14 protein-coding genes are annotated in these 21,786 nt (G+C 34.6%); 5 read left to right on the plus strand and 9 right to left on the minus strand.

From position 1 onward, the window contains the following. Window positions 1-7 precede the first annotated feature (7 nt). The 6 genes from UABHE_RS14365 to UABHE_RS14390 all read right to left on the minus strand — a co-directional run bounded on the left by UABHE_RS14365 (window position 8) and on the right by UABHE_RS14390 (window position 13,147). Window positions 8-1,438, minus strand: coding sequence for a serine/threonine protein kinase (locus UABHE_RS14365; RefSeq protein ID WP_372371029.1), 1,431 nt, complete (start codon window positions 1,436-1,438; stop codon window positions 8-10). Then, on the minus strand, window positions 1,439-6,106 hold the full coding sequence (locus tag UABHE_RS14370) for a protein kinase (RefSeq protein WP_372371030.1): 4,668 nt from the start codon (window positions 6,104-6,106) through the stop codon (window positions 1,439-1,441). It abuts the gene before it with no gap. Beyond that, window positions 6,103-8,277, minus strand: coding sequence for a hypothetical protein (locus UABHE_RS14375; protein ID WP_372371031.1), 2,175 nt, complete (start codon window positions 8,275-8,277; stop codon window positions 6,103-6,105). Before UABHE_RS14375 ends, UABHE_RS14370 begins: the two co-directional genes overlap by 4 nt. Before the next feature lie 15 nt (window positions 8,278-8,292). After that, window positions 8,293-11,298 carry a hypothetical protein gene (locus tag UABHE_RS14380; RefSeq protein WP_372371032.1) on the minus strand — a complete coding sequence of 1,002 codons (3,006 nt, stop codon included), beginning with the start codon at window positions 11,296-11,298 and terminating at the stop codon, window positions 8,293-8,295. A 263-nt stretch (window positions 11,299-11,561) separates the two neighbouring features. After that, the gene (locus UABHE_RS14385) at window positions 11,562-12,506 is read right to left on the minus strand and encodes a hypothetical protein (protein ID WP_372371033.1); all 945 of its coding nucleotides are present in this window, start codon (window positions 12,504-12,506) and stop codon (window positions 11,562-11,564) included. 128 nt (window positions 12,507-12,634) lie between these two features. After that, on the minus strand, window positions 12,635-13,147 hold the full coding sequence (locus UABHE_RS14390) for a hypothetical protein (RefSeq protein WP_372371034.1): 513 nt from the start codon (window positions 13,145-13,147) through the stop codon (window positions 12,635-12,637). Between the two features lie 136 nt (window positions 13,148-13,283). Between UABHE_RS14390 and UABHE_RS14395 the strand changes: the two genes are divergently transcribed. Further along, window positions 13,284-13,598 (plus strand): hypothetical protein, encoded by a 315-nt coding sequence (locus UABHE_RS14395; RefSeq protein WP_372371035.1) that lies wholly within the window; start codon window positions 13,284-13,286, stop codon window positions 13,596-13,598. 318 nt (window positions 13,599-13,916) lie between these two features. On the opposite strand, the gene UABHE_RS14400 is transcribed toward UABHE_RS14395, so the two are convergent. The 3 genes from UABHE_RS14400 to UABHE_RS14410 all read right to left on the minus strand — a co-directional run bounded on the left by UABHE_RS14400 (window position 13,917) and on the right by UABHE_RS14410 (window position 16,719). Next, entirely contained in the window at window positions 13,917-14,921 is a 1,005-nt protein-coding gene (locus tag UABHE_RS14400; protein WP_372371036.1) for an MBL fold metallo-hydrolase, read from the minus strand. Between the two features lie 28 nt (window positions 14,922-14,949). After that, window positions 14,950-15,933, minus strand: a complete 984-nt coding sequence (locus tag UABHE_RS14405; RefSeq protein ID WP_372371037.1) for an MBL fold metallo-hydrolase — start codon at window positions 15,931-15,933, stop codon at window positions 14,950-14,952. A 174-nt stretch (window positions 15,934-16,107) separates the two neighbouring features. Continuing rightward, window positions 16,108-16,719 carry a TetR/AcrR family transcriptional regulator gene (locus UABHE_RS14410; RefSeq protein ID WP_372371038.1) on the minus strand — a complete coding sequence of 204 codons (612 nt, stop codon included), beginning with the start codon at window positions 16,717-16,719 and terminating at the stop codon, window positions 16,108-16,110. 296 nt (window positions 16,720-17,015) lie between these two features. On the opposite strand from UABHE_RS14410, the gene UABHE_RS14415 reads away from it, so the two are divergent. The 4 genes from UABHE_RS14415 (at window position 17,016) to UABHE_RS14430 (ending at window position 21,597) form a co-directional block, all read left to right on the plus strand. Continuing rightward, window positions 17,016-18,029, plus strand: coding sequence for an NADP-dependent oxidoreductase (locus UABHE_RS14415; protein ID WP_372371039.1), 1,014 nt, complete (start codon window positions 17,016-17,018; stop codon window positions 18,027-18,029). A 525-nt stretch (window positions 18,030-18,554) separates the two neighbouring features. Beyond that, the gene (locus UABHE_RS14420; RefSeq protein ID WP_372371040.1) at window positions 18,555-19,415 is read left to right on the plus strand and encodes a metallophosphoesterase; all 861 of its coding nucleotides are present in this window, start codon (window positions 18,555-18,557) and stop codon (window positions 19,413-19,415) included. A gap of 45 nt (window positions 19,416-19,460) precedes the next feature. Further along, complete coding sequence (locus UABHE_RS14425) at window positions 19,461-19,694, plus strand: hypothetical protein (protein ID WP_372371041.1); 234 nt, start codon at window positions 19,461-19,463, stop codon at window positions 19,692-19,694. A gap of 406 nt (window positions 19,695-20,100) precedes the next feature. Continuing rightward, window positions 20,101-21,597 carry a right-handed parallel beta-helix repeat-containing protein gene (locus UABHE_RS14430; protein ID WP_372371042.1) on the plus strand — a complete coding sequence of 499 codons (1,497 nt, stop codon included), beginning with the start codon at window positions 20,101-20,103 and terminating at the stop codon, window positions 21,595-21,597. The last annotated feature ends 189 nt before the right edge of the window (window positions 21,598-21,786 follow it).

Raw genomic sequence — 21,786 nt, forward strand, 5'->3', positions numbered from 1 at the left:
GAAACTTCTAAAGTTTTTTTTTTAGTGCCACTGCAAAAAGCATTTTCGCTTTTTTTGTATCACCCATCTTTTGATAAATATGTCCCTTAAGCGCAATGAGATGTGCATCTTTGGTTGTTACCGACGAAATTTTCTGTAATGCGCTATCGTATTCTTGTTGTTGTACTAAATCATAGACCGCGTAATATATTTGCTCCATCTTTGTTGCAGTTGATATTCTAGAATTTGATGCTTGCCACCACCCTAAAGCAACAACAAGTGTTATGGCAATTGCAGCGATAGCACCTATCATTTTTTTATACGTACCCCACCACATTTTCGTGGTAAGGATCATATGTTCTTTGCCTAGAGGTTGTTTTTCTCCTGTGCGATACTTTTCCAATGCCTCAGCAAAATTTGCCGCACTTTGATAACGATCTTCAGCTTTTCTCGCAATGGTCTTTAGACAAATAAAGTTTAGTTCTTCATCAATGTTATTATCGACTTTACGCGGAGCTATAGGAATGTCTTCTTGTATTTTTTTATACAACCCTGGTAATCGACTATCGATAAAAGGAAATTTTCCACAAACAATTTTGTACAATATTACCCCTAAAGCATATATGTCAGCACGGTGGTCAATGTGTTTTCGATGACCGCGTACTTGTTCGGGAGCCAAATAAAAAGGTGTACCAATAACCGCTCCTGATTTTGTCAAAGATGAAGCTTTATCACTAGTTTTTGCTAGCCCAAAATCTGCAAGGTATGGTTTGTGATCTTTGTCGAGAAAAACATTAGCTGGCTTCACATCGCGGTGAATAATATTATTTTTATGCGCATAATCTAAAGCATGGGCAATTTTTATAAGAATATCAATCAGTTCCGTCTTTTTACAAGTATCTGCGTCAATAAGTTCCTGAAAATCCATACCATCAATAAACTGCATAACGAAATAAGGAAAACCATTTTCTTCGCCAAAATCATAAATAGGAATAATATTAGGATGTTTCAAAGACGAAATAGCTTGCGCTTCTTTATAAAAGCGCTTTACACTAATAGGATGACTACTTACATTACCTAATAAGGTTTTTAAAACTAGAATGCGATTGATTCCTGGTTGTCGTACTTTATAAACAACTCCCATACCACCACGTCCCAATTCAGATAATACTTCGTATTTTCCTATGTTTTTAGCCACTACACTTTTTTGAGGTTCCACAACATCTTGTGAGCATTTACTTTTTCCTGTTGTACTTAAATTTTCACCAGTGTGTATCATTTTGATTATCTTTGCGACATACTGCGGCGGAAGCATATTTTTCTGGATTAAAAATTGTGCTAAGTTTAATTGATTTTTGTTACAAAAGAATAACATCTGTTCAATAGCATTTTTTTGCAATGCTTGCTGTTCATCGAGAATTTGCGCAATTTTTACATTGTAATCTTTGATGTCACTCATTTAGTTTTTCCTTTGTAGCTGCGCGATTTGTCGTTTTAGTTTTGCAAAATCTGTATTCCAAGGCTGTCTTACAATTGCTTGCTCAATTCTTTTTTGTGCAAGAGAAAGCTTGTTTTGTTTTATATAGATTCTCGCTAACCAATATTGTTGTAAACAATTCTCGCGCTGCATATTTCGCAGTGAAGTAAGACTACTTGGAATATTACCTAATAAATATTGAACAACAGCATTTTCTAATAAGCAACGATCATTTTGTGGAGCAAGCTCTATAGCTTTTTGTACACACATTCTCATCGTACGCTTTACTTGCGAAGTACAGCCAGAAAAACCAACTTCGAGTATACGCAAAAATTCTAAATAATTGCGGTTATTTTCAAAATGATCAATATTTGACGAAAACAAACTGGTTTGATAATAGTAATTATAAAGATAGTAAGAATAACCAAAAGCAGCGTGAGATCTTGTTTTGACATCTTCTTTCAAAAGTTGTTTGTGAAGTCTATCTAATTTTTTTGGCTTGCTGTGTGAAATATAACAACTAAGAAGAGACATATACGCAGCTGTTCGTACTAATTTATCTTTATGTTTTGTTAGGTCTAATAGTATCTGTGATTGGTCAATATCACTTTCTAAAAGACCATTTGCCATAGCCCAAGCACTGCTTGCATCCTTTATATCTATATCACCTAAGAAAAATTTTACTAATTTCCCTCTGTTCGCTCGCATTATATATTCAATCATAATAAAGCGCATTATTTCATTTTCATCAGTAATCAGTTGTTTTGCAACTTTTAATACTTCAAAGACAGGCGTGTCATTTCTATTCTTTGCTACTTCAAAATAAATAAGAGGCGCTACGCGCAACGCTGGGTATTCTTTCGTATTCGCTGTTATTTTTAATAACGAGATAATATCTCCTTGTAAAGCTAACGAAAATATAGCTTGTAAGCGTACAGTTGTTACCTCTTTTTCTACATGCTCTTTTATTTTTTTTACGAAAACCGGTCTTTTGAAATTTTTCATTTTTGCAAGTGCAACTCTACGTACCAGTTTTGTTTTATCTTCTGCTGCTTCCAAGAGTATTTCTTGGTATTTTGGAATAAATTCGTTTTGAAATTCAGTAGAAAATTGATCTATTTTCCATAAAGCGTTTAGAGCAAAAGCGCGAATAAATTTATCTGTGTCTTTACTATATTTTAAAAGCGTAGGCAGCGATTTTTTTTTGCCGCTCAACCACATTTTACTTGCTGCAGACAAAGAAATTTTTGTCTGTGAACTGTAAAGGAAATAATCAAACAACTTATGATCTGTAGATATTACGTTGAGCAGTTGCACCTGTAAAAATACGGGCGTTGTATTTGCAATTTTTTGTGGTACTTTATTTACTAATTTTAGATTATTTTTTTTACTAAGTGCTGTTACAAGAAGCTTGGTAATTTCAGACTGCGATTTATAAGCGTTCTCTAGAAATTTTATGGTCATTTTCCGTTCAATTTCTAGTAAAATTTTCCCAGCGTAGTATCTCGCAATTATATTTTCCCACGGATCTATTACTATTTGTTGTAAAACTTTAATGTTGATTTCTTTGTTACTATGTAAAGAAAGTAGCGTCTTATTATTCTCTGTCATATAGTAACGACTAATTATCTTGCGAAAATAAGATTTTTGGTTTGTTATATATTTTTGGCGAATATCAGTATTTAATCGCCGTAGTTTTTTTTCAACAAAAGGGTCATCTAAATTCTTGTCTTCAATTGCTTTTTGTACAAGATCGCGAACCTCTTGTATCATAAACATACCCGTAAGCCCCTCATGAGCAATTTCATCTATTTTTTGTTCTTGGTTTGTTTTAAGAGTTTTTAATAATCGTTGGGCTCTCTCAATATTTGTTTTATTTTCCACTTGGTTTTGTAAAGTCGCCGTTTGCGAGTAATTACGGCTTAGTTTTGTTTTCTCCTCTACAAATAAATCGACATCTTCATCGACGTAATTTAAGAAAACACGACCACGCAACATTTTTTTCAATATAAAGCGCTCAAATGGATCTTTTTGGGTAATCATGTTATCGTACACATACGTTGCCAAATATAGATTACTCATATTTAATTCTATAGCGTATAAAAAATCGTGATTTGCTCGTTCTGGCTGCTTTAAAGCCATATAGCAAAAAGCTCTTTTTTTGTAATACGTATCAATCCAAGGCTCTATATCAATTGCTTTAGTGAGAAATCTTGCAGCTTTTTTGTATTTTTTACGTATATAGTAACATTCGCCTAACAAAAAATTCGTTTTTGCGTGATCTCTATTAAGAGATGCAGCTCTTTGTAGATATTTAAAAGCCAATTTATATTTTTTGTTTTTAAACTCCCACTCACCAAGATAAAAAAGCACAATATATTTGTTGTGAGTTAGAGCACCTTTCTGCTTCGCTAGGTTTTTAAGTAGCGCAATAGCCGTATCTGTGTCTTGCGATTCGTAATAGGTAATTGCCTTGTAGTATAATGTTTCTATTTGCAGTTTTTTCTGTTGAGTAGTAATTTGTTTTAAAAATTTTTTTGCATTACTATAGTTTTGCAAATAGTAATGCGCGCGAGCTATTTGTAATAAATTTCGTACTGACTTCGTACGAATGCGTTTCCAAGTTGCCACCGCCGACTGATATTTTTCTAAATTTACTTGTAAAGAAAGTAAATTTTCTAAGGTTTTTGCATTAGTAATCTTGCGTATCGCATCCGATTTTTCATAGTATAATAATGCTTCTGATTTATTTCCAATTTGTTGTTGTAGTTTTCCAAGCTTTTCATAATCCTGAGGAGTTGGGTCTAAATTAATAGCTACTTGTAAATCATGAATAGCAGACTCCCAGTTGTTTTTAAGCAGCAAAATATTTGCACGTTCTCTAAAACCAACTGATCGATGAGGATAAGAAACTACCAATTGACTTGCTATAGCTAACGCTTTATCTGGATTGGTATTGTAATACTGTTGTAGTAATTTTTTTTGTTTAAAAATTGCTGTATCTTCAATTCTTTTAGCGCGTATTTTGTCGTGGGAAGCTAATCTTTTGCGTTGTTTTTTCTCGTAAATGTTGGCCCGTAGTCGGTAATATTTAGCTTTTTTAGATGATAGTTTAATAATATAATTGGTATATTTTAGTGCTTTGTCGTAATTTGTAGTGTCATATAAAAATTGCGCATAAATGAAAGATACCTCAGGGTTTTTTGATGATTTTTTTAGAGCAGATATAAAAAACTTTTGTGCTTTTTGTACATTACCTGTTTTCTGGTAAATACGTGCTCTAAGGGCAATAAGACGCGGGTCTTTATTGGCAAAGGTCGTCGAAGAAATTTTTTGTAAAGCAGCATCGTATTTTTTTTGGTGTATTAGATCATACGCGGTGTAGTATATTTGTTCTATTTTTGTAGAAGTAGAACTCCCGTAACTTGTTGTTTGCCACCAACTAAAGATAATCGCAAGTGATGTCATCGTTATCACTAAGCCAGTAACAAGTTTCTTGTTAGCACTCCACCACATTTTAGTAGCAAGAGTCATGTGCTCTTTACCTACGTTTTGTTTTTCACCTGCACAGTATCTTTCTAGTGCTTTGGCAAAACTTGCAGCACTTTGGTAGCGATCTTCTGCTTTTTTAGAAATAGTTTTTAGACAAATAAAATTAAGCTCTTTGTTTATCTCTCGACTTACTTTTCGCGGTGAAATAGGCATATCTTGCTGTATTTTTTTATACAGTCCCGAGAATTGATTATCAATAAATGGAAATTGTCCGCAGATAATTTTGTATAGTATAATGCCTAAAGCATATATATCTGAGCGGTGATCAATATATTTCCTATGGCCACGTACTTGTTCAGGAGATAAATAAAACGGCGTACCAATAATTGTTCCGGATCTAGTTAAAGATGAAGATTTGTCACTAGCTTTTGCCAATCCAAAATCCGCAAGATACGGTTTGTTATTTTTATCAAGAAAGATATTCGCTGGCTTGACATCGCGGTGGACAATGTTATTTTTGTGAGCATAATCAAGAGCATGAGCAATTTGAATAAGAATCCGAATAAGTTCATCTTGTTGGCAAGTGCCTTTATCGATAAATTCCTGAAAATCCATACCTTCAATAAACTGCATCACAAAATAAGGAAAACCATTTTCTTCGCCAAAATCGTAAATAGGAATGATATTTGAATGTTGTAGAGATGAAATCATTTGCGCTTCTTTATGAAAGCGCTTTACACTAACGGGGTCATCACTAACATTTGACAACAAAGTTTTTAAAACTAAAATGCGATCAATGCCTGGTTGCTTTACTTTATAAACAACACCCATCCCTCCACGACCTAATTCCGAAATTACTTCATATTTCCCTATGGTTTTTGCAACTACGGAAGTATTTTGTTCTTTTGTTTCGGTAATGGTTTTTTCTTTTTGTAAGTTTCCTTGTGTTTCATTTAAACCTTGTCCAGTACGAATCATCTTAATTACTTGACTAACATACTGTGCTGAAAGTATCTTACGCTGTACAAGAACTTGAGCTAAATTGAGTTGTTGTTGATTGCAAAATGACAATGCTTGCTCAATCGTATTTTGTTGCAGTGCTTGTTGCTCTTTGAGAATTTGCGCAATTTGTGTATTATAATTTTTTATGTTGTTCATCTATTTTTTACCAAATTACTTAACCATGTATCTATTTCTTTTAAAGCCTGCTCGTTACTTCTGTAAACAATAGCGGTATTCTTTTCGTAATTTTTTTCTGGCATCCACGGCAAAAGAATCAATTGTAACTGTGCAGAAACAACGTCTTTTTTATAGGCATCTCTAGCCAACTCCATATTCACTTTTACTTGCCGTAACCACTCTTTTTCCCAAAAAGGTTCAAACAATTGTTCTTCTTTATTCAAGTAAATTTTGTATAGATACAATCGTGCTACAATATTATACAAATCTCCAATAATAGGGCTTTCCTTATAATTGTTTATGTCAATCGTTATTTGTTTGAGAATAGAGTTCAAATATTTTTGCGAAGGTTTTTGTAAAACATATAATTTTGTTTGGATACTACGGAGGAATTGTTTTTGTTGAGGAGTCGTTTTGATACGTTTTACAGAAGAATTTTGCTTTACATTACTTGAATTTCCACTATTTGAATTTTTATTTGAGGTAGAGGTTTTTTTGTGAACAATTTTCTGTGGTTTTGTATTATTGGTTTGAGTTTGCGAAAATGGATTAGAAATAGCTACAAGCACAACAACAAAAAAAAGTATACTTCCTGCTATAACATATCGAGATTTTTTGTTAAATTCTTCTTTATCTTTTTGATTGGAACGCAAAAAAGAGCCCTGTTTCGATTTATTCGTTTGTAAATGCGCTCGCTTCTCCGACATTTCATCGTAGAGATCAGAAAAATTATTACCCGATTCTTTTGAAGAATCAGATCTTGGACGTACAGCTGTTTGCAACATATGTTCATGTATTTGTTGCTCATCATTAGTGGCGGTGTCTTTTTTTACTGGTGATACAAATGCCTTTGTAGTGTTTTTTCCAAGATTTGGTGGTTGACGTACACTTGTTTGCACTTGTTTTGTATAATCAATACCAACAGATGGTTGATCCAAAATGGAATTAATATGTTGTAGAGGGCTTGCACTACGCATCACTGTCTTTTCAATATTCTCGATATGTTCCAACTTCTCCATAAGCGTTGGTTGCCCTGTTTTTTCTTTCTGAGTTAAAGCATCTAAACTTTCTTGAAGATCTATATGTGAAATACGATCTTTACGGCTAAACAGCAGCATTTTCTTAACTAAATCTTGAATTTCACTTTTAACTTGCGTGTCTTGCAGTAACTGTAAATCGGGGATTTTATTCGTTTGAACAGCTTCTTTATAATCATCAAGAGAATTAAATAAATTACGACCACTTAGTAGTTCAAACAGTAGTACACCTAAAGTGTAAATGTTGGCAAGTACATCTTGCTCCATACTATCAAATGTACATTCTGGAGGATTATAGTAGTGATAACGTCCCTTGATTCTCTTAGAAAGACCTGTAATGCGCACTTCGTTATTGTGATCTGCAAGTATATTGTCAGGTGTTAATACAATTGAAAATCCTTCTAATTCTTTTAAGTGTTTACTAATGTTTTTTATAATAATGAGCGCTTCATTTCCTGAAATCACTCCATTTTGTCCACGATAGTTTTCTAGGGTTATTCCATTGAAATACTCTGAAATAATAAAGTGATCTTCACTATTGATGTGCTTTATGTAAGGAAATATTGCACACTTAGATTTTTTTCGCTGTTCAGCAATCGCAACTTGTTGTGTGCAATCCTGATAGTTTGGAGAAGGAATCTGAACTACATAGCGCGTTCCTAAACGGTAGCTAATATATTCTTTTTCACAAATTTTGCGTATCATACCGTACTTTTGCTTTACTTTATTTTCTAAAGTAAACGACGGGATATTTTCTTTATGAATTTGTCCAGCAATATACAGATGTGGATTTATCTTAATTTGCCAACGAAACATATCTAAAGATTCACGAGAAAAAGGTATGCGCATTGCACCTGAGACAAAAGTATCGCGCATTGAGCTTGTATTTAACTGTGTATTCGCTTTCGCATTCATAAACATTGCTGTTTTTTGAAAATACATATTTACATGCTCTGGCTCTAAACTTTTAACTATAATGTCAGCGTTTATCGAGCTTCCAATACAAATATTTTGCGTAGGAAATTTATAAAACGACTGTCCATAAAAACTAGTTAATTTACTACCCGCAGTATCGCGGATAATAAGTAGATTGCAAAAATAAGTAGTTGCCATTTTCAACTTTCAGAATTATAGAACCTCTTTGATATCTAAATAAACAATGCGGATTATCCGTAATTGCACATCATCAAGTACAGGAACATCATTACCATTATTATTAAAATCAACGGTATATTCTACGCTAAAATTCTCATCAACGCCCGTATTACTCATAGGTAAACCATTTCCATCAAAACCTGGCTCTGTATCAACAGTTGGTTCCGTAAAGTTTGCAATAGTGCTACCTGTAGCATCTTTAATTATACTACTAACACTTATATTCGCTCCGCCATCGCGTTTATCAGGATAAGCACTCCATCGCAATGTACCCAAACTACTTTTACGCGGAATAACAAAAGTATGTGTATAGCGCGCTGCATTCTCAAAACGATTATTCAATTCAACAACGGTACCTGGGTTTGCAAAAGTACGCACATTTGAAATCGTTCCATTAGCTGAAAAATGAACATTGTTTGAAAATTTAAAGAGTCCGCGCGCCGCATCAACTTGTGGACGAAAAAAACCACCAATATTAAAACAATCTCGAGGAGCTCTTTCGTTGAGTAAACAATATTCAGGGTCGTCTAAAGTTTCAGGTGTAAAATCGATATTTTGGATGGCTGTTTCTTTTTGTTCTCCATCAATAGTCACTTGTAGTGGATTGTTTGGATTGATGTTACTCCATGATACAACCACTTGGTGCCATGTATGCGCTTCCCAGTTTAAATCATTAGCGCGTACGACAACATCTTGACGCGGAATAGGAAAACGAAAACCATTCAGTAATCTCTGTCCTTGCCAAACATCTCCTGGTATATCCCAACCATCAGCATTAGTAGTAAAGTGTGTTCCAATTGGATTTTCATTGTCATCAAACGTTATGCAAAAATACAAACGAGAGAACCGCAATTCACCTAAAGTGTTTTTAAAAATATAAAACTGTACTCCTTCAGAATTCGCTTGATTGGGTAGATCACCTTCTTCGGGATTAAATGGAGGATTAGGATTAATAAATGTAGCGCTTGCTAAACCACAACCCATTTGTGCATTAGACGACTCTGTTAATTTCACCCAAAACTCTAAAGTACCTTGGTAATAAGAGATTTGCGATCCTGCTGTTGTATTCTCACCACGCTCAACACCTGATGGCATTGCTGGTATACTATGAAAACGTAATTGAGTGGGATCAGAAACTTGGCGCAAATCAGAAAGTATTCCATCATTAACTATGTTATTTTGCGGATCGCGAATACTGGTACCAATATTCATATCTTGCAATACACCAGGAAAGGATAAAAATCGTTGAGAATTACTATCTGGCAAATCTGGTGTACCCGCTCTTGAAGGAGAAAATCCTGACGAAAATAACGATCCTCCTGGAGAAGTTGAGCGCACCTCTGGCTCTACACGTCCAACATGTTCTTCCGGGTCCCATCCTAAGTTTTTAATTACACCAGGGTAGCTTGTAGTACTAGTAAATGTTGGCGGAGTTGTTGTAGTTGTGATTTCAAAATCTTGCTGAGTTGTGTGTTGTAAAATCTCCATTACCGAAACATTACTTTCCACGATAGTTTGCGCAACAATACCCACTTCAGAATGTGCCATTTGACCAAGACTAGTAATTTCGTAAATACCCATTGATGAAAAACTAAACTCTGTTGTATGTGAAGACTCCAGTGTAGTGTTAGAAAATAAATCTCCTTTTGTCACACGTAAGAAAGCGTTATTGTTGGGATTAAAATTACTATCTACGTTATTAGGATTAAAATTCGCTTTCAAAGCATCGCGGCACATTTCTTCCCATATTTGTGTTCCTAAATTTGAATCGGTAATTTCAGGAGAACCAGGATTAGGATGTAAACGCGCGATGATATCACTATCTAAAGGAAGCTCTACCCCTATATTCAATTGACCATCGACAAACTTGTAAAAACTATTCCAATTAGTAAAGGGCTGTATAGCACGGAATTGAATAATGCGATCAGCAATAGCATCAGCAGTCGCTTTATCAGGAATCAAATCGAGCACAATGCGAACTGGTAAAGATTCGATATTTGTTTCATCGAAAATATCTCCTGAGCTTACACTCCCTTCATTAGAAGTTTGACGTACAATCGCTGAATTGTCTATCATAACAGGAGCTGCTTGTAATCCTTGTAGAATGCTTGAGAGAACTTCTTTTGAGGCAAGATTTATGTTTATGGGGCTACGCGCTTCACCAGTAAATGTAGGAATAGCATTGGTGCTTGGGTCTATATTTACAATTCTCGAAGTACGATCATCAATCCAAGATTCGGTGGTAATACGATCAATAAAACGTTGCTTGTCATCCTCGTTGACAGCGAGTCCTAACGAATTAATCACAGCAACAGCATCGTCTAAAGATGCCCAGCGTCTTGGCAGTGGTTGTGTTATATCATTATAAAGAGGTGAGAAATTAATATCAATAAGAGTATCAGCTACTGTAGTCGCATCAATTCCTGTAAATCCACAATTGATAGCAAGATTTCTGACGATAGTGTTTAACGTTATATTAGACGGCTGCTGATTGCCTATAGTTCCCGACTGCGGTAAAGCAATATGACTATTAAGATTTATCTGTGTTGAGGTATCAATAATTTTTAAAGAATAACTATCTAGTGTAAAGTCATCCTCTTTCAACAAACCAGAGTAACGAATAGTAAGCGCAGTACCGTCCTCAAGAGAAACACCTGTTTCTTCTCCTACATCAAGTGGGAAATTTTCACTAATTGCTTCGCGAATATCCACTGATTCATCGTGGGGAAAACGCCACGGAGTATCTTCTATATCATTAAAACCTCTTTGGGAAGATTCAGCAACAAGCACTGCAATCGCATGATCTAAGCCTGCAAAAGCATACAAACGTGTTGCCACTTTGTCTGCGTAGTTTTGCGAAGATTTTCGTTCCATTAGTGACAAACGAGTAAAAGTAACTGCTGTAGTTGATAGAACCAGCAACACTCCTATGGTGGTCATAAGCGCAATAGCTTTATGCTTTTTGCTAGATAATAACATAAAAAAATCCTCTACTTGTAGGGTAGTCTAGGAAGCCCAACTAAAAATAACAAAGCTCAAGTGAGTCATAAAAATTTCAAGTGAGTCGCAAAAGTTTTTGAGCACGTTTTAAGTCAGTGTAGAATTTGAGTGTCAAAGCAAGCCTGAGAGTCACATAACCTTAACTATGTAACCGAAGGCTCGACACCGCTATGATACTCAAAAGCAAGCTACATCCTTTTAAAAACTTTTGGCCTCCTTAAGCACCAAGTTCTATTCTGACTTTATTTTTTATTTAAGCTTTTAGCTGTATTGTTAATCAATTTAGTTAAATGGTTTATAATACCTTGTTCTCTACTAACACCAAACGGATCTACGCGACTAGTGTCGCGAATATCCACTTTCACTTTGTGATATTCGTGAATGCGAATACTTAGTATACGTGCATAACGGAGTAACATAAACGTAAATTCTTCTAAATTGCTATTTGGTATAGGGTAACGTCGACAGTAAGTTTTCTTGTGAAACTTTCGTAAAGCCGTCAACTCAATCTTAATCGGGATTTGTAATTTTTTTTCGAGCCATGTACGCCAAAGAACAGGTGAAAATTTTTGTTTTTTCTTACTGATGAAGTGGTTAGAACGTTTATATTGAATACTTGCTTTTGTGTCTAATGCCAACTGCGCATTTTTTAGCAATTCTTTGTAAAGAAAATCTAGTCGTTTTAAACGCTCTTCGTAAAAATTTTTTATTTCTAAATCTTCTTCTGCAAACACCTCTTGAGTTTTCCAATATATATTTTGTGCAAATAGAGTGTGTTTCGCTCCCTTAAGTTCAGAAAGATTTTTGCGTACTTCTCTTGATTGTCCAGCAACTATAATGTAAATATGAACCTGATAATCTCCAGCAAGAACTCGCTGGTATGGTTCATTAAGTGGTCCACAGACAAAACGAAAAGGAAAATACTCTTTGGATGTAGTATTTGTTAGAGTAAAGTTATATTGACTTGCTACTTTTTTATGGTAACGTATTTCTAAAATCAATTTTGCATTTCTTAAATAGCGATGAGCATTCCCACGCACTAAAAATGAAAATTCATCTCCCCATGTATATCTTTTGAATCGAAATTTTGCTTCTTTTACTTTAAACCATTCAGAACCTTGCGTATAACCACAAGTAACAACAACAAAAACTAATAATAGGTACTTTATATTTTTTTTATTCCGCATTTTATATTTTACCAATTTTATATTTTTATTTATTTTTATAAAGTAAGTCAGGGTGTGTCTCTAGCTAAAATATTATAGCAACAACATAAACGCGAATAAATAAAAATCTGATCTCGTAAAATAGTACCTTACTTTTTCTGTTTACGGTAGCTCATTATAAAGCTTTTTCCACCGCTTTTTTCTTTCCCTGATGGTAGAACACAGTGTTCCCAACTCCATCTTGATGAGCCTGATATTAAGTAAGCATCTCCACTAGATAATTCGATTTTGAATATGTCAGAACCCGCATCACAGCGAAAGCCTATCATTCGTTTACTCGAAAGCGTAACAACTAATATTTTTTTGCCATGGCGTTTATTATCAATATGCCACTTAAAGTTTGAAGATAACTCGCCAATCCAATCACAAACGCGATATTGATTAGGAACCTCAGAAAAGAAATCATGGTGTTGAAAAACTTTTCTCCCATAATCAATCATCCACTCTTGTGGAGGCTGTGCTTCTTTCCCTCCAAATTCTCCAAAAAGGCGAAACAACTCCATTTTGGAATTATTAACAAATTCTGTTTGTGATAATATATGATTTATTTCATCTTGATGGAAAAAATTTCTTATGATTTTTAAACCTGGAGGACGTTTCATATTTTGACCTTATAAAATCGATAAATTTAAATAGACCTCCGCAGAAAATAAGCAAAAATTGGAGACCAAGATGGAATCTATAATACAAAAAGACAAAAATTAATTCCAAAAAATTCTAAACGGAAAATAATCATAAATGAAAAAAGCAATTGCCATAACGAACCTAGTAGCGCTATTTACAGCAGGCATATTGGTATACTACATTCTCTTATATAATGCTTTTAATACAGTATCAAACGAATGCATGATGAAAAACCCCATCCATCACAACACAAATATATTTGTAGAAAACAAAGACATAGGTATTTCATTTAAATTTTACAGTCAATCAAGCATTCACCGTGTATTTGGTACAAATTATGCAAAAGGATTTTTTATAAACTATCACTTAAGAAAATGGATAATCACTATTGGGGATATTCCTTTAATTTTAAACGATAACCGACGCTAAAACTCTATATTTGAGTTGCGGAAATTTCTTCCTTAGTTTAAAACAACATTGGTTTAGGCATGGGCGTAGCAGAAATGTACTTCTATAAGTGTAGGAATGTCTTTGTGGGTTTGGGTGTCCATGGCAATCGAGAGAATAGTACAAACATTTTTTACAGACACCGTTGAACAGTAGTTACAATTGGTTTACAAAAATTCTATCGCGAAAAAGTCATTCAATATTCTGACGGTAATTTTAAATTCATGCATAATAATAAATGAACTATTCACACCTTACTTACAAGGTACGAATAATTTATTTATTATCAGTTACATTCTATTATTTTGTTTTTTGAAGCTCTTGCTCCCAAGCGTCAAATGCAAACTTGAATACATCTGGACGAAATTTTGCCCAATTGCCTAGCTTTTTAGGAACTTTGTACTCTTTCCATATTTGGCTTGCGGGAATTCCTTTCTTAAAAGCTTCTGTCGACGTCATCCTGATATCGCCAAGAAGTTCTAAATATGACGATAAACCTTGTGCATTTGTAATGGCTCCATGCCCAGGAACATAAGTAACGTTAGGGTCTTTTAGAAAAGAATTACACGTTTCTTCTAATTGCGAAGGCAAAGCATCAGCGTAATACGGAAATAACCCGTTTAAAATTAAATCTCCGCCCCAAGTAAGACGTGGAGAGTCAATTTCAACAGTCACATCACTTGCAGTGTGTCCAACTCTAGGAACTAGTTTCACTATTTTTCCACCTAGATCAATTTCAAAGGGCTTGTCTGTGTTCGCTAAAATTTGATTTGGCAATATTGAATGATATTGTTGAGTGATTAAGCCTCCTTGTGATTTTTGGTTTTCAAAAGATTTTAACTGAAAATTAGATAGTAATTCTTGCGTTTTTAAGGTAGAGATTATTTTTACTTGCGGATTACGATGAACATAACCAACTAACCCTGATGAATGGTCGATATGAAAATGAGTTAAAGCTACATGAGTAGGAAAAGAACCTGTCAATTCCTTCGCCACACTAGCAATAAAATGCGATCCTTCGACTGTCATACACGCATCAACCACAAGAACGCCATTTTTACCTTGTATTATACCACTATTAGACATCACTTGTGGGCCACCTGTCGGTGTTGCAATAATTGTCCAAACTCCAGGGGCCATCTTTTCAACTCTTGCAAAAGGCTTATTTATAACGGTCTTTCCTGTAGTTTCTTGGGCAAATAAATGACTGTCCTCCATCATAAAAAGAGACAACGCCACAAATCCTCCGCAACCTAAACCTTTTAAAAAATTTCTACGAGAACAACAATTATTAGATTCTGTCATGCCATATTCCTTATATTTTTTTTAAAATCTACTCTAACCTAAGATAATAAATCATTGACCAACAATGAGAAAAAGTAAACACATCTGTTCCTGCTAGTCTCTTGTGCCATTTTTTTTGCATTGCTAAAACGCACTTTGTGGCTAACTTATCAAACACTGTTTGCACTAAAAGCCATCTATTTTTTGCCCCACCGTTTTTGACCACATCACTGCCTGCTTCACGATAATCAAAATTTTGCATTTCTCTTTGGCAAATTTTCTTGAGATCGAGAAGATATTCTTTTGCAAGTATTACATCTTCTCTCATCCCTAGCTTTGTATGGCCTCCAACAAAGTAGTCAAAACTATACGAAAGAATTTTGTCGTGAGCATCAATGTATCCTCCAACATTCGTCGTATAAGCAAAGTTTTTAAATGGTACCCAACCTGGGAAAACTATATCCACAACCATAAGTAATTTTTTCTTAGGCAAATAAATAGCTGAGTCACCACGACTGTGCCCGTATATATTTGCATCCAGTACTACAATTTCTTCTCCCAACTCGATTTGAAAAGTATCATTGTAAGTAATTGTTGGAATTGGACGTTTAGGGTCTTTTGCTTTTTTTAACAACTCAGCTGCGCGCTTCGTAGCAACATATTCAACGTCCATTTTTTTAAATAAATGCGCTGCCCCAATGTGATCTTTATGGTGATGACTATAAATAACATATTTTATTGGTTCTTCACTCACACTTCTGACCGCTTGTAGAATTTTACTTCCAAAACCCATAGGCGCATCCATCAGGATAATACCTACACCTGTAGTAACGAACAAAAAATTAAATCCTGTGTTGGTTACCCAATAAACATTTTTACAAATATTTTTGACTATGTAACCTTCTTTTGGCAAAGGCTCAAGAACAGATTTTTGCGGTACAGGAAAGTACTCCGAAATTTTTTTGTTTTGACTCCAAAGAAAACTAGGAGTACAAATCAAAAAAGTAACAAATATAAATGAGACAATTTTCATCAATATTTCTCTTTATTTAAAAGGTTAAAAATATTTTAATATCCTAAGCCCTAGTGATTAAATAACCAGCAATTATTCTCAACATCATAATTGTACAGACCGGTTGGTATTTTTCAAGAAAAAAAGTTCTACAATAATAGATTTGTTTGTATTGAGTTTAAGAAATACAGAAGGTTATGATTTACGATGACATTGCTTTAAATCTACGATTTTGTACACTCCTTCGCGTAAATCTTTCTTTACCATATCTAAACTACGATAAACTCTACCAACGATAAGGACTCCTTGGATAAATTGATAGAGAATCCGCGCTGTTTGTAGTTCATCATAATCACTATTTGCTAGTTTTTCTGCTTTGATAGAACGCAACAAAACAATATGGTATTTTATAATGTTTTGCGATATTTCTTCTGCGGCTTTTCTAATTTTTTCATTGAGATTACCACACAGCGCTCCAGAAGTAACAAACGGACAACCACTAACAGGATTTTTCTCTTGCGGTTGTTGATGGTCAAGAACAAAAAGAATTAAACCTTCTAACTGTTCTAAAGGACTGTTCACTGGAGAAAAAATGCAATCATAGTCATTTTTCATATTTTTCCAATAGTGAAGAGAACACTCGTAGAAAAGATCAGCCTTCGTTTCAAAATGATAGTAAAAACCGCCTTTTGTTACTCCAGCTTTTTTACAAATCTCATTTACACCAACACTATCATAACTACTTTGCCAAATTAAGCTGGTCGCTACTTTTAGTAATCTTTCTTTTGTTTCTTGCGATTTTTTCATTATCATTTCCATTACAAACCATTGAATCTTAAATATGTGTACTCTTATATTAAAACATTTATGACTTTTTTACTCCACTTTATTTATTCAAGATCTAATTATTCCAATTTACACATTGTTATATTATTCAAAATATTTCATTTATTAAAAATAAAAATTGTGTTGTCGTTACTATAAAAAAAGAACTAGCTAAGCATAAAAACACTTGGTAAAAATTTTTTTCTTGCAAAAAAAAAGACCAGTTGGTATTTTTTCTCTATAAAAATCAATTTAAATAATTTGTGAAAGGTAAAAATATGTCCGATGTCAATCGTGTTTGGCGTTTACGCAAGCGTCCTGTTGGTGATCTTACAGATGATGTACTGAGTTTCGAAAAAGAAGCAATCCCAACCATCGAAGATGGTCAGTTTTTAGTACGCTTAAACTATTTGTCTCTAGACCCGACCAATCGTATTTGGATGAGTGATCAAGACCAATATATGCCTCCCGTCGAACTCAATGCTCCAATGCGTGGTCTTATCTGTGGCACAGTAAAGTCATCTAAAAACTCTGATTTTTCAGAGGGAGATATAGTCAGTGGTTTGGGAGTTTGGGCTGACTACCAAGTGGGTAACCCACAAATGATGAACAAACTTGGAGACACAGGTCCTATGCCTGTAGTAGACGCATTTGCAACATTTGCTCTTGTTGGGCCAACAGCCTATTTTGGGCTTTTGGATATAGGACAACCGCAAGAAAAAGAAACGGTTGTTGTCTCTGGTGCAGCTGGAGCCGTCGGTTCTATTGTTGGACAAATAGCCAAAATAAAAGGTTGCCATGTTGTCGGCATTGCAGGAAGTGAAGAAAAATGCGACTGGATCACAAAAGATCTAGGTTTTGATGTTGCCATTAACTACAAAACAGAAAACGTTGCTGAATCACTAGCAAAAGCTTGTCCAAATGGAATTGATGTTTATTTTGATAATGTTGGTGGTAGTATTCTAGACGCATGTTTAAAACTTATGAATATTAAGGGACGTATCCCAACTTGCGGTCTAATTTCTGGTTACAACGAATCAGAACCAGTCCCAGGTCCTTACAACTACGGAATGATGCTAATGCAAAGAGTGCGTATTGAAGGTTTTATTGTAACTGATTACGCACCGCGTTTTCCAGAAGCAATAGCAGAACTTGGTAAGTGGATGGGTGAAGGAAAAATCAAAGTGCGCCAAGATGTACACGATGGTTTAGAAAACGCTCTTGAGCATCTTAAAATGTTATTTACAGGAGCAAATAAAGGCAAATTGATTGTTCGCGTAGAAGATGCGTAAATAAATCTTGTGGTGAAAAGTTTTTTACCTAAATTCAGTGATAGAGACCTGTTTTCCAAGTGACCTTACAACCTTCACAAATAAATACAATCGGATCCTCTTCGTTACTACTAGATTTTGGCAAAGATTTATCACATAGTAGGCATTTATAATTCGTAAACAACCGATAATCTTGCCACGCCCAAATCAATATAGATAAAACAAAAGAAACTATACCAATCCAAAATTGGATGCCCAAAGTACCTGAATCTAAGTACAGAAAGGTAAAACTAATAAGGAGTGGTATAGTTTTTTTTATGTTATTTTTTATATAGTTTATTTTGAAATTTTTATCCAGTACCGTCTTCACTATTCACCTAAATTTTTCCTTTAGAAACAAATATTTGAATTAATTGACCGCAATATAGTATGCTATCAAGTCAAGCGTATTATACATCATAAACAAAGCAAAAGTGGAACACCAAATATCAACAAAACACAGAAGCGATACATTCACCTAAAATTATATCATAGATAGGAGTACAAATGCCTCGTTACGCACTACTTTCTGATATCCATGCAAATATCGAAGCACTACAAAATGTTCTTTGTGATTTAGAAAAACGCAACATCGATGAAATATTAGTATTGGGTGATGTAATTGGCTATGGACCTAATCCAAAGGAATGTTGGGAAAAAGTTTATGAAGTAGCGAAATTAATTTTAATTGGAAACCACGAACAGGAAATCGTTGCTGCTGATGATGAATTTACCAGAGGCGATGCTAAAGAGATGCTAAACTGGACAGAAAAACAATTGCAAGGATGCGGTAGTTGGGAAACATTTGTAAAGCCAATTACTATAGAAAATTATCCTCAGTATGCTCTGCACATTTACAATGAAAAAACGTTTGTACATGCTGCACCTCATGCACCAACAAAACAATATATTTGGCCTGGGTATGAAGGTTTTTACATTATATATAATGATCAATTGGATTTGAGGCTACAAGAATTTATGTCTAAGTTTACCACAAATCACGGTTTTTTTGGACATACCCATGTTCCAACAATTTTAACAGATTATAAAAATAAATTGATTTTCGACATAGAAGGCACCTGGAACAAAGAAGCGACGTTCATTGGCCCCAATACCATTTTTTTTGTTCCTAATGGTGAAACGCGAATCGAAAATTTGCACGAAAAAAGAATTTATATAAATCCAGGAAGTGTCGGACAACCACGTGATGGTGATTCACGAGCTTGCTACGCAATTTATGATGAAACGAGTATTGAATTTATTCGCGTTGAATATGATTTTACAAAAACCCAAGAGAAAATAGCTAAAATTCCGATAAGTAAAGAAGCTAGACAACGTACAATTGAGCGTTTAGCTGAAGGTAAATAGACCGTAAATCACTCATTATCGACAAAAAATCAAAGGATAGATTCAATGGGAAAAGATATCAAAATCACTATAACAGAAAGCGAAGCATGGGTTTTATTTGAATTAGTAAATAGATTTAGCGAAACAGATAAACTTAGTATTCAAGACCAATCGGAAGAGCAAGCTTTATGGAACTTATGTTGTGTATTTGAAAAAACAATGTCTTATGATAAAGAACTACCATATAAAGAATTTATCAAGGAATGCCGCAACAATTTAAGAGACAAAGAAAGTGCATGATTTTATAAAGGAATGCAGTCTATTGGCCTAAGGAACTCAAATGTCATTGTAAACATTGTTTTTCCCCTAGTTATTCCTGACATTAAGTGAAGAATCTAATCTAGGAGGTTTAACAAAAAATAACTTCTCGTGTAAGATCTACAATAGCATATCACACTTGTCATTTCTGCCTTGACTAGGGATCCAGGTCAATTGAAATAGTGCAATCCCACGAAAAATATTTCCATGAGCAGTTTTATAATAGCCGTTTACTACTTGGTTACTCAAACTCATCTGAATCCCTCACTGTTATTTTATTTGAAAGCACACACAAAGATAATATTTCTTTTGCGTAATTGTGAAATTACGTTTTAATAAAGATAAAACAACAAGAGTAGAAATATAAAATTTTTTAGGACATCTCATTATGTTTACACGTTTCAGATATTGTTTTATGATAGCGATTTTAACACTATTTACCGTAAATACTATGGCAACAGATTACTATGTACTCCAAGGGGCAAAGCGCGGCAAAGGAACGAAAAAACGTCCGTACAAAGGTATTTACAAAGCTTTGAAAAAAGCTATTAAAGGCGATGTTATTCATGTTGCCGAAGGTGTATATCATGGTAAACTAAAAGTCGGCTTTATCACTGTTAGTGGAAGAGGAATCACGCTTCTAGGTGGTTATAATAGCGATTTTTCTCAACGAAATCCATGGCAACATCTTACTTTCATTCAAAGCCCAGACAAAAAAAAATCGCAAAGCGGTGACATGGGACTGGTTAATGTTGCTAAAGATCATAGCAATTTAGTGCTCGATGGTTTTATCTTTGATAGTAGAACACGCAATGTTTATAAAGAAGGCTCTCTTGTTTTAGATATGTCTGCGAGAAGACCACCTGTACTACTTACCAGCCCCGATTGTATAGTAAAAAATTGCGTTTTTATGAACTCTGCCTTGGGAGCATGTCGCATTACTGGAGAAAACTCTATTGTTGAAAACTGTTTATTTATGAACAATGTATATTTTTCATTGCAGGTAGCAGCACGCGGAAAAGTGACTATAAAAAATAATAGTTTTATAAAAACCTATCGCCAAACGCATACTGGCGGAGACGCCATTTTAATCGGGCGTGAGTGTCAAACAGTGATAGAAAATAACATTCTTGCTTTTAATGATGGCGCTGCAATATCAAATAAATTACCTAATCCTTCGCACGTTTTTAATAACAATATTTTCCACGAAAATGGCAAAGGAAGCTACGTATTTTATAGCAGTGACAGCAAATCAATTATCGAAGTAGAAGACCCTGAAGACCTTGAGGATGCCGACCTTGAAGAAGCAGAAGATAACTTTTTAGTTGATCCTGAGTTTAGTTTCGCCGCTAAAAAAGGTGAAGAAAAACTTTATGCTCCTCATATAAGTTTCAAACGTGGTTCAGTATATCTAGAAACAGGAAATGACGAAGCAGAAGAAATAGGAGTTAACAAAGATGGACCTTTTTCTATCACGAAATCCAAAGCAAATACACAAGAAAAATACTCCTACGAAAGCATAAGCATCAAACAAATTCGCACAACCCCAAAAACAGGTAAGGCCGTTACCTTTAAAGCTTGGTACTCAGAAGAGAATCGCTACAAATTCAAAAACGCCAAAAGAGTATTATTTCTAGAAGAAATTACTGAAAAGAACTATCGTTGCATTGTCCTGCGCTCTATTCCAAACTATCCTGGATCAAAAGGAGAGATTTACGGATACATTGAGCGCGGTTCGAAAGCTGAGCAGTATTTTACAAAAAAAATTGCTCCTAAACGTCCAAGCCGCTTTACTACAAAAAACTCTTTTACGGTAAAGGGTTTAATTCACATAAGCCCACGTAGTGATAAGCCGATGCTTCGTATATTAGAACTAACGAAATAGGGCATTAGGCTCATTCATACCACGTGCGTTTAATAATAATTAATATAGAGATTTTGTTGATAGTATTTTCGAAGAGCCAGAATTTTTAGATAATGATGCACTTGTTTTTATCTTTTCTTGTTTTTATCTTTTCTAATTTATTACGGTTTCTACTAATACGATCTCGAACTCAATACCATCCCTGATCCC

It is taken from the genome of Candidatus Uabimicrobium helgolandensis, from assembly GCF_041508025.1.
Taxonomy (GTDB): Bacteria; Planctomycetota; Uabimicrobiia; order Uabimicrobiales; family Uabimicrobiaceae; genus Uabimicrobium; species Uabimicrobium helgolandensis.